This window comes from Geodermatophilus sp. SYSU D01036, assembly GCF_054050435.1.
Genome location: NZ_JBJGZJ010000010.1, coordinates 81,217 through 95,887, shown reverse-complemented (window position 1 = coordinate 95,887; position 14,671 = coordinate 81,217). Strand labels below are relative to the sequence as shown.

The following is a 14,671-nucleotide window of genomic DNA, read 5'->3' as shown; positions in this document are numbered from 1 at the left end:
CATTTACAACGTAGACAACCCGGTCGCCGCACGCCAACCAGCCCGGGCGAGCGCGTGGCGGCGCTCACCCGGGCCGGTGACGGAACGGCTCTGGAGAGTGGTGTCAGGTGTTCTCGACGACGTGCACCGCCGCCTCCTCGGGCCCCTCCCCGCCGACCACCGGATCGAGCGCCGCCTCGACGTCGTCGGCGGTGCGGTTGGTGCCGGAGTCCGTGTCCGGGGTGGTGTCGTAGTCCTGCTCGAGCTGCCCGATGCCACGGCTCGGGTCCTCGGCGGGGCGCACGTCGGGGACGTCGTCGGCGATCTCCTCCTCCAGGCGGCCGGACAGCGACTTCCCCTCCTGCTGCTCGAGGGCCGTCGTCCCGAACCCGACGGTCGCGTGGCTCTCCCGGTCGCCCGGCTCGGGGGCGAACTGCGGGTCCTCGGACCGCTGCATGGTCGGGAAGTCGTCCTGCGAGACGTCGGGGACGCCGTTGTCCTCGGGGAACACGTCACGAGCGGTCTGTCCCTCGGGACCGGTGGCTCCGGTGTCGCCGCGGACGTCGTCGCGCGTCCCGGTCAGACCCCGCTCGTCGTCGGGGAACTCGGCGTCGTTCTGCGCGGAGTGGACCGCCCCGCTGTCGTTCGGCTCCGGCTGGGTCATCGGGCGTTCCTCTCTCTCGGGCCGCCGGACGGTGCCCCCGGCGGCGGACTACCCTCCCGCCTACCCGCCTCCCGGGAAGCCATGCGGCGGCGGGACGTGACGCGACCGGCCGGGCCGGCGGCATGGCGCACCGGCCGCGGGGGTAGCGGGAGCCGCATGGCGATCCCCGACGAGGTGGCGCGCATCGGGCAACCGGTGCGCCGCTGGGCGAACGAGCAGGCGCGCGGCTACGCCGGCGACGAGGGCCGGCCCCTCGGCGGGTTCCTCGGCGCGATGAGCGTGTACAGCGCCGCGGTGACCGCCGGCGTGGCGGTGGTCCGCGCCTCCGGCCGGGAGCTGCCCAGCCGGATCCCGCTCGGCGACGCCGTGCTGCTCACCATCGGCACGTTCCGGCTGGCCCGGCGGATCGCCAAGGACCCGGTCACCAGCCCGCTGCGCGCGCCGTTCGCCCGGTTCCAGGGCGCGTCGGGCGAGGCGGAGCTCGCCGAGGACCTGCGGGTGGAGCACGGCTGGAAGCACGCCGTCGGCGAGCTGGTCACCTGTCCGTTCTGCCTGGCGCAGTGGGTGGGCACCGCGTTCGTCTTCTCCTACGTCGCCGCGCCGCGGGCCACCCGGCTGGCCGCGCTGACCATGACGATGGTGGCCGGCTCCGACGTCCTCCAGTTCGCCTACGACGCGCTGCAGAGCAGTGTCACCGGCGGCGGCCCGGAGGACGATGGCGGTCAGGACGACACGTCCGGCCGGCACGCAGAAGAGGACTGAGCACAACAGGAGCGAGAGGAGCGCCCGCTTCCCCCGGGCGGAGGAGATCACCAGCGACCGCACTGCCGGGGCGCCGGCCCGCACCTATCCTGCGGGCCGCGCCGCCCGACGGTCGCGGAGCCCGGGAAGGGGAGTGACATGCGCTCGATCTGGCGCGGCGCGGTCTCGTTCGGCCTGGTCAGCATCGGGGTGAAGCTCTACACCGCGACCGAGGACAGGGACGTCCGCTTCCACCAGGTGCACGCCGTCGACGGCGGGCGGGTCAAGTACAAGCGGATCTGCTCGATCGACGGCGAGGAGGTCGAGTACGGCGACATCGCCAAGGGCTACGAGCTGCCCGACGGCCAGCTGGTGGTCCTGACCGACGACGACCTCGCCGAGCTGCCGCTGGCGACCCGGCGGGAGATCGAGGTCCTGCAGTTCGTCGACCAGGCGGAGATCGACCCGATCCAGTTCGAGAAGACCTACTACCTGGAGCCCGACGGCCCGGCCACCCGCCCCTACGTGCTGCTGCGCGACGCGCTGGAGAACACCGGCCGGGTCGCGATCACCAAGATCGCGCTGCGGCAGCGGGAGTCGCTGGCGGCGATGCGGGTCCGCGACGGCGTCCTGGTGCTGCACACCATGCGCTGGCCCGACGAGATCCGCCGTCCCGACTTCGGCTTCCTCGACGAGGACGTCTCGGTCCGGCCGCAGGAGCTGCAGATGGCCGAGGCGCTGATCACCTCGATGAGCGGCGACTTCGACCCGGGCGAGTTCACCGACGACTACCGCGAGGCGATGACCGCGCTGCTCGAGGCGAAGCAGACCGGCGGCGACGTGCAACCGGTGCCCGAGACCGCCGACCCCGGCGCGGCCGTCGTCGACCTGATGAGCGCGCTGCGGCGCAGCGTCGAGCGCGCCCGCGGCGGCGCCGCCGACGAGGACGAGGCGCCCGCGGAGACGGCGCCGGCGCGCAGGCCCGCCAAGAAGACCGCGGCGAAGAAGGCGCCCGCGAAGGAGGCGGCCGAGGAGGCGCCGGCCCGCACCACCCGCGCGCGCAAGGTCACGGCGGCCAAGAAGGAGCCGGCCAAGCGCACGTCCCGCCGCAGCGCCTGACCCACCCGGATGGTCCGTCCCGCCCTGCCCGGGCCGCCGGTGCCGACGCCGATGCTCGCCGTCGCCGGCGCGCTGCCGGCCGACGACGCCGCGTGGGGCTACGAGTTCAAGTGGGACGGTGTACGGGCGCTCGCGGCGGTCCGCGACGGCCGGGTGGATCTCTGGGCGCGCAGCGGCACCCTCCTGACCGACCGTTATCCCGAACTCAGCCGCCTGCCGGACGCCCTGGCCGGCGTCGACGCCGTCCTGGACGGCGAGGTCGTGGCCCTCGACCGGCTGGGCCGGCCGGACTTCGGCCTGCTGCAGAACCGCATGCACCGCACCGGCGGCCCGGAGGTCGCCCGCCTCGCGGCCGCGGCGCCGGTCACCTACCTGGTCTTCGACCTGCTGACCGCCCGCGGCCGCAGCCTGCTCGACCTGCCCTACGCGCAGCGCCGGGAGCGCCTGGACGCGCTCGCCCCGCAGGGGCACCGCTGGGCGGCCACCCCCTGGTTCCGCGGCGGCGGCGCCGACGTGCACGCGGCCAGCCGGGACAACGGGCTGGAGGGCGTGGTCGCCAAGCGGCTGGACTCGCCGTACCGGCCGGGCGCGCGCTCGCCGGAGTGGCGCAAGGTCAAGCACGTCCGGATGCAGAGCGTGGTCGTCGGCGGGTGGCGGCCGGGCAAGGGGAGGCGGGCCGGGGGAGTGGGGTCGCTGCTGGTCGGCGTGCACGACGACGACGGCCGCCTGGTCTACGCCGGGCACGTCGGCACCGGCTTCACCGACGCGGTGCTGCGCGAGCTCGGCGGCCTGCTCACCCCGCGCCGCAGCGCGCCCTTCGCCGGCGCCGTCCCGCGCGACGTGGCCCGCGACGCGCGCTGGGCCGAGCCGGAGCTGGTCGGCGAGGTGGCCTTCGCCGCGTGGACCGCGGACGGCCGGATGCGCCACCCTGCGTGGCGGGGACTGCGCGAGGACCTCGACGTGGACGACGTCGTCGTGGAGTGGTCCCCCTGAGGGGAGCCTGATGGACCGCCAGCGGGTGCGGGTGGAGGGCCGGCAGCTGTCGGTGTCCAACCTCGACAAGGTGCTCTTCCCCGAGGTCTCGTTCACCAAGGCCGCGGTCATCGACTACTACGTGCGGATCGCGCCGGTGCTGCTGCCGCACCTGTCCGGCCGGCCGGTCACCTTCACCCGCTGGCCCGACGGCGTCGAGGGGCAGGCGTTCTTCGAGAAGAACAGCGCCCGGCACGCCCCGGACTGGGTGCGGAAGGTGACCGTCCCGAGCCCCGGCAGCTCCAAGGACCGCGAGGTGCTGGAGATGGTGGTCCTCGAGACCGTCGCCGACCTCGCCTGGGCGGCCAACCTCGCCGCGCTGGAGCTGCACGTGCCGCAGTGGCAGGTGGGCAGCAGGCTGCAGCCGGCGCTGCCGGACCTCCTCGTGCTCGACCTCGACCCGGGCCCGCAGGCCGGCATCGCCGAGTGCTGCGACCTGGCCGAGCGGCTCCGCGTCAAGCTCGTCGCCGACGGCCTGGACCCGGTGGTGAAGACGTCGGGGTCCAAGGGCATGCAGGTCTACGCGCCGATCCGGGTGACCGACCGCGAGCACCCCAGCCGCTACGCCAAGGCGCTCGCGCAGGAGCTCACCGCCGAGACGCCCGACCGCGTCGTCTGGCGGATGGAGAAGGTGCTGCGGCCGGGCAAGGTGCTCGTCGACTGGAGCCAGAACAACCCGGCCAAGACGACGGTCGCCCCGTACTCGCTGCGCGCCCGCCCCGACGCCCCGGTGTCCACGCCGATCGGGTGGGACGAGGTGGACGCCGTCCGGGACGGCGCCGACCCCGCCGAGCTGCGCTTCCGCACCGAGGAGGTGCTCGCCCGGGTGGAGGAGTACGGCGACCTGTTCGACGTCGCCGCCCGCACCCGCGCCCGGCTGCCCGCCGTCTGACCCCGGTGAGCGGCGCAAATGGCCATTTCTGCCACCATGCCGGGCGTGTCCGCCGCCCCGATCGCGCACGACCCCGCCACCGCCGACGTCGGGCGGCTGGTGGTCCGCTGTCCCGACCGCCCGGGCATCGTCGCGGTGCTGTCCCGGCTGCTGGCCGACGTCGGCGCGAACATCACCGAGTCCCAGCAGCACTCCTCGGACCCGACCGGCGGGGTGTTCACCCTGCGGCTGGAGTTCGTGCTGCCCGGGCTGGCCGCGCGCCGGAGGCAGCTCGAGGGCGCGCTGGAGCTGCTCGCCGCGCAGTGGCAGCTGACCTGGCGGCTGTCCGAGGCCGCGCGCCGGCCGCGGCTGGCGGTGTTCGTGTCGAAGACCGACCACGTGCTGCAGGAGCTGCTCTACCGGGTCCGCGCCGGTGACCTGCGCGCCGACATCACCGCCGTCGTCTCCAACCACCCCGATCTCGAGCCGGTGGCCGCGGCCGCCGGGGTGCCCTTCCACCACGTGCCGGTGACGCCGGCGACCAAGGCCGAGGCCGAGGCGCGGGCGCTGGAGCTGGTCGGCGAGGTCGACCTGGTGGTGCTCGCCCGCTACATGCAGATCGTCTCGGCGGACTTCTGCAGCCGCTTCCCCGAGCGGCTGATCAACATCCACCACAGCTTCCTGCCGGCCTTCGTCGGGGCGAACCCCTACCAGGCGGCGCACGACCGCGGCGTGAAGCTGATCGGCGCGACGGCGCACTACGTCACCCCCGAGCTCGACGCCGGCCCGATCATCGAGCAGGAGGTGGCGCGCGTGGACCACCGCGCCACCGTCGAGGACATGCGCCGCATCGGCCGGTACGTCGAGCGCCAGGTGCTCGCGCAGGCGGTGACCTGGCACGTGGAGGAGCGCGTCGTCGTCGAGGGCGACCGCACCATCGTCTTCGCCTGAGGCGTGTGTTCCTGGCCACCCGGGTACCGGTGGACCGGCGGGAGCTCCACCCGGCACGTGTGTTGATTTGACTGACTAAAGAAAAGCGGGTTGGGTGGGCCCCGATGGAGACGACGTGGGCGCCGCGGCTGCGCGACGCCGGGCTGCGGGTCACCCGGCCCCGGCTCGCGGTCCTCGACGCCCTCGCCGCCCATCCGCACGCCGACGCGGACACGCTGGTCACGGTGGCCCGCCAGGCACACCCCACGCTCTCGCCGCAGGCGGTGTACGGCGTCCTCAAGGCGCTGGTCGCCGTCGGGCTGGCCCGCCGGGTCGAGCCCGCCGGCGCGCCCGCGCTGTACGAGGTCCGCGTGGGGGACAACCACCACCACCTGGTCTGCCGCTCGTGCGGCGCGGTCGCCGACGTCGACTGCACCGTGGGCGCGGCGCCGTGCCTGGTCCCGTCGGACGCGGCCGGCTTCGTCGTCGACGAGGCCGAGGTCGTGTTCTGGGGCCTGTGCCCCGTCTGCCAGGGCGCCGGCCACCCGGCCGGCGGCCCCGGCCCGTCCGTCCGGGTCCGTTCCGCGGCCGGACAGCACCACACCCGAGGAGAGGCAGGAGCATGACCGACGTCGCATCGCAGGGCCCGGCCCCGAGCGAGGCCGACCGCCCGGTCCTGACCAACCGTCAGGGCCACCCGGTCTACGACAACCAGAACCAGCGGACGGTGGGCGCGCGCGGCCCGGCGACGCTGGAGAACTACCAGTTCCTCGAGAAGATCAGCCACTTCGACCGGGAGCGGATCCCCGAGCGCGTCGTGCACGCGCGCGGCATCACCGCGTTCGGCTACTTCGAGGCCGACGGCACCGTCGGCGACGAGCCGATCAGCCGGTACACCCGCGCCAAGCTGTTCCAGGAGAAGGGCAAGCGCACCGACGTCGCGCTGCGGTTCTCCACCGTGGCCGGTGGCCGCGACTCCTCGGAGTCCGCGCGTGACCCGCGCGGGTTCGCCGTGAAGTTCTACACCGAGGAGGGCAACTGGGACCTCGTCGGCAACAACCTCGGTGTCTTCTTCATCCGGGACGCCATCAAGTTCCCCGACTTCATCCACTCGCAGAAGCCGGACCCGGTCACCTTCGAGGCGAACGTCGCCGAGCGGGCGTTCGACTTCTTCAGCCAGACCCCCGAGGCCATGCACATGATCTCGCTGGTCTTCAGCCCGCGGGGCACGCCGGCCAGCTACCGGCACATGCAGGGCTTCGGCGTGAACACCTACAAGTGGGTCAACGACCAGGGCGAGACGGTCCTGGTCAAGTACCACTGGTACCCGAAGCAGGGCGTCAAGTCCTGGACCGCCGCGGACGCCTCGGCCGCGCAGGCCAAGAGCCTCGGCACCCACACCAAGGACCTGCACGACGCCATCGCCGCCGGCGACTTCCCGTCGTGGGACCTCTACGTCCAGATCATGAGCGACGACGAGCACCCGGAGCTGGACTTCGACCCGCTCGACGACACCAAGGTCTGGCCCGAGGAGCTGTTCCCGGTCCGCAAGGTCGGGACGATGACGCTCGACCGGATGCCGGTGGACAACTTCACCGAGAACGAGCAGATCGCGTTCGGCACCGGTGTGCTGGTCGACGGCCTGGACTTCTCCGACGACAAGATGCTCGTCGGCCGGACGTTCTCCTACTCCGACACCCAGCGCTACCGGGTGGGCCCGAACTACCTGCAGCTGCCGGTGAACGCGTCGAAGGCGCGGGTGGCCACCAACCAGCGCGACGGCCAGATGGCCTACGGCGTGGACCGGGCCGAGGGCACCAACCCGCACGTGAACTACGAGCCGTCGATCCTCGGCGGCCTGCGCGAGGCGCAGTACCCGACGCACGACGAGCAGGGCCCGGTCATCACCGGCCGGCTCACCCGCAAGCGGATCCCGCGCACGAACGACTACGCGCAGGCCGGCGAGCGCTACCAGCTCTCGGAGCAGTGGGAGAAGGACGACCTGGTGCAGAACCTGGTCGACGCCCTCTCGCAGTGCCGCCGCGAGATCCAGGAGCGGATGGTCTGGCACTTCTTCATGTGCGACGACGAGTGGGGCCAGCGGGTCGGCGACGGCCTGGGCATCACCGCCGACGACGTCCGCGGCCTGGAGCCGCTGCAGACGCAGACCCTCTCCGAGGAGGAGCTGCAGCGCGCCGCCAACCTCGGCAAGAACGGCCCGCGCGACGTCACGGGCCACCAGATGACGCACTGCGTGCCCAACGAGCACGTCACCGTCGAGGCCTGACGACCTCAGCGCAGCGGGCCGCGTCCGGGATCCCCGGGCGCGGCCCGCTGTCGTGTCGGGCCGGGGTGCTTCCGCTGGGCGGGAGCCGATTGGGACGCGACGCGGGTCACTCCTACCGTCGGGCGACCGCCGACGCCCTCGCCGTGGAGGACCCCGATGAGCTCGACCCCCGTCCGCCCGACGACGCCCGGCGCCGCGGCCCGCGCCACCGGGTGGGTCGCGCCGCTGTGCTGGATCGCGGTGCTGCTCGACGGCTTCGACCTGGTCGTCGTCGGGACCGTCGTCCCCACGCTGTCGCAGCCGGAGGAGTTCGCCCTCACCGGCACCGGTGCCACCGCGGTGATCACCATCGGCCTGGTCGGCATGATGATCGGCGCGCTGACCATCGGCACGCTCACCGACCTGGTCGGCCGCCGCAAGGCGCTGATCGGCGCCGTGGCGTCCTTCTCGCTGTTCACCCTGCTGTGCGCGTTCGCCCCCAACGAGGTCGTCTTCGGGGTGCTGCGCTTCCTCGCGGGCCTGGGCCTCGGCGGCTGCCTGCCCACGGCGATCGCCATGGTCAACGAGTTCACCCGCGCCGGGCGCAGCGGCCGGGCCACCACGACGATCATGACCGGCTACCACGTCGGGGCCGTGGCCACCGCGGCGCTGGCCATCGTGGTCATCCCGTCGCTGGGCTGGCGGTGGATGTTCGTCATCGGCGCGGCCCCGGCCCTGGTGCTCGTCCCGCTGATGATCGCGCGGCTGCCGGAGTCGGCGTCCTTCCTGCAGGCCGCCGGCCGGCGGGCGGAGGCCGAGGAGGTGGCCCGCCGGTACGGGCTGGAGCTGGAGAGCACCGCGGGCCCGGCGTCGGCCGGCGCGCCCGCCGGTGCCACCTCGACCGTCCGCGCGCTGTTCACCGGCGGGTTCGCCCGCAACACCGTGGCCCTCGGCGTGACCTCGTTCATGGGGCTGCTGCTGGTCTACGGCCTGAACAACTGGCTGCCGACGATCATGCGCGAGGCCGGCTACGACCTCGGCAGCTCGCTGGCGTTCCTGCTGGTGCTCAACGTCGGCGCGATCGTCGGCCTGCTGGTGGCCGGCACGGTCGCCGACCGCATCGGCGCCCGTACCGCCGGGATGATCTGGTTCGCCTCCGGCGCGCTGTTCCTGGCGCTGCTGTCGGTCGAGCTGCCCACCGTGGGTCTCTACCTGATGTGCTTCCTCACCGGCTGCTTCGTCTTCTCGGCGCAGGTGCTCGTGTACGCGTTCACCAGCGCCAACCACCCGCCGGCCGTGCGCGCCACCGCGCTGGGCTGGGCGGCGGGGGCCGGCCGGGTGGGCGCCATCGTCGGGCCGGTGATCACCGGGGCCCTGGTGACGGCGGGCATCGCCTTCCCGTGGGGCTTCTACGTGTTCGCCGTCGTCGGCGCCCTGGGCGCGCTGGCCCTGAGCGTCACCCGGACCCGGCGCCCCGCGCGATGACACCGCAGTCCTCCGGACCGCACCGCGGCCAGGTGCCGTCCCCCTGAGGGCGGAGCCCCGCGGTCGAGTCCTCCTCGGGGACCCTCCGGGCCCCGCTCGTCGGACCGCACCGCGGCCAGGTGCCGTCCCCCTGAGGGCGGAGCCCCGCCGGCGTCCCTGCGCGGACCCCTCCGGGGCCCACTCGGGACGCCGTCAGTCTCCTCGACCGCGGCGGTCCTGCTCCGCCAGGAAGCGCTCGAACTCCGCGCCGATCTCGTCGCCGCTGGGCACCTCGCCGGCCCCGCCGAGCAGGTCCTCGCCCTCGCGGGCGGCGGCGAACTGGTCGTACTGCTGCTCCAGCGCGGCCACGACGGCGGTGTTGTCGGCGGAGCGGGCGATCTGCTCGTCGACCTCGGTGCGGTGCTGCTGGGCCGCCTCGCGCAGCGTCTCGGTGGGCAGCAGCAGGCCGGTGAGCCGGCCCAGGTGCTCGAGCAGGGTGAGCGTCGCGGCCGGGTAGCTGGCCTGCGCCAGGTAGTGCGGCACGTGCGCGGCCACCCCGAGGGCGTCGACGCCGGCCTCGCCCAGGCGCAGCTCCAGCAGCGCCGGGGCACTGCCCGGGACGCGCAGCTCGCCCCAGTAGACGGGGTAGGACTCGATCAGCTGCCGGCGCGTGGCATGCGCGGTGACCGTCACCGGCCGGGTGTGCGGCACCGGCATCGGGATGGCCTGCAGCGCCACGACCGAGGTCACCCCGAGCCGCTCGACCACCCCGGCCACGGCGGCGGCGAAGCCCTCCCAGCGGTAGTCCGGCTCCGGCCCGTGCAGCAGCAGGAACGGCTCGCCGGCGTCGTCCTCCAGCGCGGAGAGCACGATCTCCGGCGCGGTGAAGTCCTCGTAGTGGTCGCCGTTGAACGTCATCCGCGGCCGGCGGGCGCGGTAGTCCACCAGCAGGTCGGCGTCGAACCGCGCGACGGTGCGGTGCGGCAGCGAGGCCAGCAGGTGCGAGGCGGCGAGCTGGGCGGACGAGGCGGCGTCGAAGTCGCCCGCCAGGGCGTGCACGAGCACCAGGCCGCGCCGCTGCGCGGCGCCGGTGACCGCCTCCTCGGCGGCGAGGAACGGATCGGCCTCGGGAGTGAGCTCGACGAGCTCCTCCGGTCGCTGCGCCACGGGGGCACCTCCTGCTGGTCGGACGCCTGCTGATCGGACGTCGTCAGGGGACAGCGACGGCGGCCCGGCCGGCATTCCCGCCCGGTCAGGCCGGCGGCGCGGAGGAGCGGGTCAGGACGGCGCCGGCGTCGTCGCCGGCCACCTGGTGCCGGGTGCCGTCGTCGGCGACCTCCGGATGCCGGCCGTCGAGCGCGTCGCGGGTGTACCGGTAGACGACGGCGATCAGCGCGGCCACCGGCACCCCGAGGAAGGCGCCGATGATCCCGGCCAGGCTGCCGCCAGCGGTGACGGCGAGGATGACCACCGCGGCGTGCAGGTTGAACCCGCGGCCCTGGATGATCGGCTGCAGCACGTTGCCCTCGATCTGCTGCACCAGCAGCACGATCCCGAAGACGATCAGCGCCACCGTGAAGCCCTCGTCGACCAGGGCGATCAGCACCGCGAAGGCGCCGGCGACGAACGCACCGATGATCGGGATGAACGCGCCGAAGAAGGTCAGCACGGCCAGCGGGATCACCAGCGGCACGTCGAGGATCCACAGCCCCAGGCCGATGAAGAAGGCGTCGACGAAGCCGACGAGGGCCTGCTGCTTGATGAACTCCGACAGGGTCGACCAGGTCTTCTGCGACAGCGCGGCCACGTGCGGGGCGGCCTTCGGCCCGGTCTGCGCGGCCAGCCACGGCACCCAGCGCGGCCCGTCCTTGACGAAGAAGAACGCCAGCACCAGCGCGAGCACCAGGTTGATCAGCCCGTTGCCGACGGCGGAGGCGCCGGTGGCCGCGTAGCCCGCGATGTTCGACGCGTTGTTCTGGACCGAGTCGATCGCCTGGTCCACGTACTGGCCCAGCTGCTCCTCGTCGATGTCCAGCGGCGGGCCCTGCAGCCACTCCTGGACCTGCTGCAGGCCGCTGGTGAACTGGTCGGCGAGCTCGGTGACCTGGTCGGCGACCTGCGGCGCGATGACCGCGATCAGCCCGCCGATGAGGCCGAGGAACAGCAGCAGCACGACCGCCGCGGCCAGGGCAGGGGGCCAGCCGTGCCGGCGCAGGAACCGTGTGGGCGGCCACAGCACGGTGGCGAACAGCAGGCCGAGGATGACCGGCAGCAGAATGACCCACAGCTTGCCGAGGACCCAGCCGATCACCACCAGCGCCGCGCTGATGAGCAGCAGCTGGGCGGAGGCGATGGCGAGGGTGCGGGTGGCCGACACGGCGCGCTCGCCGCGCTGCCAGGCCGGGGCGGGGCCGCCGTGGCGTCGTGGTCGGCGGCGCGCGGGTCGCGCGGGCCGCCCTCGCCGGTGAGCGTGGGGGTGGTGCGCTCGTCGCCGACCGGCCCGGCGCCGGACCCGTCGTCGGCCGCGCGGTCACGGGCCGCGGCGCCGCCGGCGGCGGACGCGCCACCACCGGCCGGGGCGTCGTCCCGGCGTCCGGACAGGCGGAACCTCATGGTCACATCGCACCACGGATCACCGCGGACCACCGCCCGACGGCTGGTGGGGCGCGGGCCGCGGCTAGCGTCGGGGACGTGCCCAGGACCGCCAGAGCCGACCGGGTCGAGCGCGCCGAGCTGCTCGACTTCCTCCGCCCGCGGCACCGCGCGGTGCTGCTCACCCGGCGCCGCGAGGGCGGGGTGCAGCTGTCCCCGGTGACCTACGGCGTCGACGCCGAGGGCCGGGTCGTCGTCAGCACCTATCCGCAGCGCGCCAAGGTGCGCAACGCCCGCCGCGACCCCGCCGTCTCCCTCTGCGTCCTGTCCGACGACTGGGACGGCGCGTGGGTGCAGGTGGACGGCCGCGCCGAGGTGCTGGACCTGCCGGAGGCGCTGGAGCCACTGGTCGAGTACTTCCGGTCGATCAGCGGCGAGCACCCCGACTGGGACGAGTACCGCGCCGCGATGGCCCGGCAGGGCAAGTCGCTGCTGCGGATCACGATCGAGCGCTGGGGCCCGGTGGCCACCGGCGGCTTCCCGCCCGAGCTGACGCAGGACTGACCGGCGCGCCGGGCAAGCCCAGGAGCTTGCACCCGGGCCGGCCGGCGGCGACGCTGCGCGCGTGTCCCTGGCCGTCGCCTGCGCCCCGCTGACCGCGGGCCCCGCCGCCGGCGGCCCCCCGGCGGTCCTCGGTGCCGGGGCGCGGGCGGTGGGGGAGGGCTGGGCGGCGGTGCTCGACGACGCCCCGGCCGCGGTGGACGCGGTCGTCGCGCTGGTGCGGGAGGGCGGCCGGCGGATCGGCGTCGGCGCGGCGCCGGCCGGTCCCGGCGACGCCCCGGTGGTGCTCGCCGCGCGCCGCGCCCTGGAGGCCGCCGGGCGCCGCCCGGCCCGGCTGGCCGTGCGCGGGTCCGACGCCGAGGCGGCCGCCGACGCGCAGGCGGTGCTCACCGCGCTCGCCGTCCTGCTCGCCCGCCGCAGCGCCGCGGCCTGGGCCGCCGTCGACCTGGTCGCGGCCGGCGCCACCCGCGCCGCCGCGGCCGCCGAGCTCGGCGTCTCCCGGCAGGCGGTCGCGCAGCGGCTGGCCGCCGGGTCCTGGGAGCTGGAGCAGGAGCTGCGCCCGGCCGCCGCGCGGCTGCTCACCCGCGCCGGCCGGCCGCCCGGATGAGGGACGCCGCCGCGCGCGGTGATCACCGGTCCCGGAGGATGGGGGCGTCCCGCACCGCAGGAGGTCCCGTGTCCGAACCCGTGCAGCCGCTGCGCAACGCCGAGCTCCTCGGCGTCTACGTCAACGACCACCTCGCCTCGGCCACCGGCGGCATCGAGCTGGTCGGCCGCATGCTGGGCGTGCACCGCGGCTCGCGCTGGGAGGCGCCGCTGACCCAGCTGCTCGGCGAGCTGCGCGAGGAGAAGTCCTCGCTGCTGGCCACGGCCCGGGCGCTCGGCATCCCGGTGCGGCAGTACAAGCAGCTCGGCGTCTGGCTGGCGGAGAAGGTCACCCGCGCCAAGCTCAACGGCCGGCTGCTGTCCCGCTCGCCGCTGTCGGACCTCGTCGAGTTCGAGTTCCTCGCCTCCGGGGTGCGCGCCAAGCGCAGCGGCTTCGAGACGCTGCGGATCGTCGCCGAGGCCGACGACCGGCTGGACCGGGCCGAGCTCGACCGGCTCATCGACCAGGCGCACCGGCAGTACGCGTGGCTCACCGACGCCCGCCGCGAGGTCGCCGCCGCCGTCTTCGGCGGCCGGGCGGGGGCCGCCGAGCGCACCGGCGGCGTCTGACCCGGGGCCCTCGCGCGGTGCCCGGCAGGGCCTGGTAGCACAGGGCCATGTGCCACGACCCCGCCAGCCGCCCGCCCGCCCCGCCGCGCACGGGGGAGGTCGGCGACCGCGGCCTCACCGTCCTCACCGCGGCCGACGGCACGGAGGTCTCGGCCGCCTGGGCGCTGCCCGCCGACGTCGCGGCCGCACCCGCCGGCGTGGTGGTCCTCCCGGACATCCGCGGGCTGCACCCGTACTACGTCGCGCTGGCCGAGCGCTTCGCCGAGGCCGGCGTGCCCGCCGTCGCCTTCGACTACTTCGGCCGCACCGCCGGCACCTGCCCGTCCGGCACCCGCGACGCCGGCTTCGACTGGCAGACGCACGTCCCGCAGACCACGCCCGAGGGGGTCGACGCCGACCTCACCGCGGCGATCGCCGAGCTGCGCCGGCGCACGCGGCCCGACCTGCCGGTGGTCACCGTCGGCTTCTGCTTCGGCGGCAGCCACTCCTGGCGGCAGTCCGGCGGCGACCTCGACGTCGCCGCCTGCGTGGGCTTCTACGGCCGCCCGGCCGTGGTCGGCGACGCCGCCGGGCGGGCCTCGCGCCCGACGCTGATGATCGTCGCCGGCGCGGACGCCGCCACCCCCGTCGAGGACCAGCTCGCCCTCGCGGAGACGATGCGCGCCGCCGGCGCCGACGTCGAGACCGCGGTCTACGACGGCGCCCCGCACTCCTTCTTCGACCGCGCCGCGCCCGAGTGGGAGGAGGCCTGCCAGGACGCCTGGCGGCGGATCCTCGCCCTCGTCGACGGCCTCGGGACGGGGGCGCGGTCGTGAGCGAGCCCATCGACCCCGGCGTCATCGAGCTGGCCGCGCGGGTCTTCGACCTCGCCCGGTTCGGCCACACCGCGGAGCTGGCCGCCTACGTCGACGCCGGCGTCCCGGTGGACCTCACCAACGACAAGGGCGACACGCTGCTGATCCTCGCCGCCTACCACGACCACCCGGAGACCGTGGCCGCGCTGCTCGAGCGCGGCGCCGACCCGGGCCGGGCCAACGACCGCGGCCAGACGGCGCTGGCCGCGGCGGTGTTCCGCCGCTCGGAGGCCGGCGTGCGGACGCTGCTGGCCGCCGGCGCCGACCCCGACGCCGGCGGGCCGAGCGCCCGCGAGACCGCGGCGTTCTTCGACCTGCCGGAGATGACCGCGCTGCTCGAGGGCCGGTCCGGCTGAGGCTCCCCGCGGGAGCCGCACCGCCGT

Annotated in this window: 16 protein-coding genes; 13 read left to right on the top strand and 3 right to left on the bottom strand. The window is 74.9% G+C overall.

Translation table 11 applies throughout. From position 1 onward, the window contains the following. Window positions 1-103 precede the first annotated feature (103 nt). Window positions 104-643: a hypothetical protein gene (locus tag ACI8AR_RS12440; RefSeq protein WP_456934948.1), complete on the bottom strand. Its 540-nt coding sequence runs from the start codon at window positions 641-643 to the stop codon at window positions 104-106. A gap of 156 nt (window positions 644-799) precedes the next feature. On the opposite strand from ACI8AR_RS12440, the gene ACI8AR_RS12435 reads away from it, so the two are divergent. The 8 genes from ACI8AR_RS12435 to ACI8AR_RS12400 all read left to right on the top strand — a co-directional run bounded on the left by ACI8AR_RS12435 (window position 800) and on the right by ACI8AR_RS12400 (window position 9,087). After that, on the top strand, window positions 800-1,405 hold the full coding sequence (locus ACI8AR_RS12435) for a DUF1360 domain-containing protein (protein ID WP_456934947.1): 606 nt from the start codon (window positions 800-802) through the stop codon (window positions 1,403-1,405). A 138-nt stretch (window positions 1,406-1,543) separates the two neighbouring features. Beyond that, window positions 1,544-2,503, top strand: coding sequence for a non-homologous end joining protein Ku (ku, locus tag ACI8AR_RS12430; RefSeq protein WP_456934946.1), 960 nt, complete (start codon window positions 1,544-1,546; stop codon window positions 2,501-2,503). A gap of 9 nt (window positions 2,504-2,512) precedes the next feature. Next, window positions 2,513-3,496 (top strand): non-homologous end-joining DNA ligase, encoded by a 984-nt coding sequence (gene ligD, locus ACI8AR_RS12425; RefSeq protein WP_457051309.1) that lies wholly within the window; start codon window positions 2,513-2,515, stop codon window positions 3,494-3,496. 10 nt (window positions 3,497-3,506) lie between these two features. Then, on the top strand, window positions 3,507-4,427 hold the full coding sequence (gene ligD, locus ACI8AR_RS12420) for a non-homologous end-joining DNA ligase (protein ID WP_456927989.1): 921 nt from the start codon (window positions 3,507-3,509) through the stop codon (window positions 4,425-4,427). Between the two features lie 45 nt (window positions 4,428-4,472). Next, window positions 4,473-5,357: a formyltetrahydrofolate deformylase gene (gene purU, locus ACI8AR_RS12415; protein WP_456934944.1), complete on the top strand. Its 885-nt coding sequence runs from the start codon at window positions 4,473-4,475 to the stop codon at window positions 5,355-5,357. A gap of 104 nt (window positions 5,358-5,461) precedes the next feature. Beyond that, window positions 5,462-5,962 carry a Fur family transcriptional regulator gene (locus ACI8AR_RS12410; protein ID WP_457051308.1) on the top strand — a complete coding sequence of 167 codons (501 nt, stop codon included), beginning with the start codon at window positions 5,462-5,464 and terminating at the stop codon, window positions 5,960-5,962. Beyond that, the gene (locus ACI8AR_RS12405; protein WP_457051307.1) at window positions 5,959-7,623 is read left to right on the top strand and encodes a catalase; all 1,665 of its coding nucleotides are present in this window, start codon (window positions 5,959-5,961) and stop codon (window positions 7,621-7,623) included. Before ACI8AR_RS12410 ends, ACI8AR_RS12405 begins: the two co-directional genes overlap by 4 nt. Before the next feature lie 156 nt (window positions 7,624-7,779). Continuing rightward, window positions 7,780-9,087: an MFS transporter gene (locus ACI8AR_RS12400; RefSeq protein ID WP_457051306.1), complete on the top strand. Its 1,308-nt coding sequence runs from the start codon at window positions 7,780-7,782 to the stop codon at window positions 9,085-9,087. A gap of 192 nt (window positions 9,088-9,279) precedes the next feature. Here the strand turns inward: ACI8AR_RS12400 and ACI8AR_RS12395 are convergent, their stop codons facing one another. Next, on the bottom strand, window positions 9,280-10,233 hold the full coding sequence (locus ACI8AR_RS12395) for a proteasome assembly chaperone family protein (RefSeq protein ID WP_456927984.1): 954 nt from the start codon (window positions 10,231-10,233) through the stop codon (window positions 9,280-9,282). Between the two features lie 85 nt (window positions 10,234-10,318). Further along, a complete protein-coding gene (locus tag ACI8AR_RS12390) occupies window positions 10,319-11,443 on the bottom strand; it encodes an AI-2E family transporter (protein ID WP_457051305.1) in 1,125 nt (374 codons plus the stop codon). A gap of 314 nt (window positions 11,444-11,757) precedes the next feature. Here ACI8AR_RS12390 and ACI8AR_RS12385 point away from each other — a divergent pair, with 314 nt between their 5' ends. The 5 genes from ACI8AR_RS12385 (at window position 11,758) to ACI8AR_RS12365 (ending at window position 14,644) form a co-directional block, all read left to right on the top strand. Next, the gene (locus ACI8AR_RS12385; RefSeq protein WP_456934940.1) at window positions 11,758-12,222 is read left to right on the top strand and encodes a PPOX class F420-dependent oxidoreductase; all 465 of its coding nucleotides are present in this window, start codon (window positions 11,758-11,760) and stop codon (window positions 12,220-12,222) included. 61 nt (window positions 12,223-12,283) lie between these two features. Beyond that, a complete protein-coding gene (locus ACI8AR_RS12380) occupies window positions 12,284-12,826 on the top strand; it encodes a hypothetical protein (protein ID WP_457051304.1) in 543 nt (180 codons plus the stop codon). A gap of 68 nt (window positions 12,827-12,894) precedes the next feature. Further along, window positions 12,895-13,434 carry a hypothetical protein gene (locus ACI8AR_RS12375; protein ID WP_456934938.1) on the top strand — a complete coding sequence of 180 codons (540 nt, stop codon included), beginning with the start codon at window positions 12,895-12,897 and terminating at the stop codon, window positions 13,432-13,434. 47 nt (window positions 13,435-13,481) lie between these two features. Next, entirely contained in the window at window positions 13,482-14,249 is a 768-nt protein-coding gene (locus tag ACI8AR_RS12370; protein WP_457051303.1) for a dienelactone hydrolase family protein, read from the top strand. Next, window positions 14,246-14,644 (top strand): ankyrin repeat domain-containing protein, encoded by a 399-nt coding sequence (locus ACI8AR_RS12365; protein ID WP_457051302.1) that lies wholly within the window; start codon window positions 14,246-14,248, stop codon window positions 14,642-14,644. Before ACI8AR_RS12370 ends, ACI8AR_RS12365 begins: the two co-directional genes overlap by 4 nt. The last annotated feature ends 27 nt before the right edge of the window (window positions 14,645-14,671 follow it).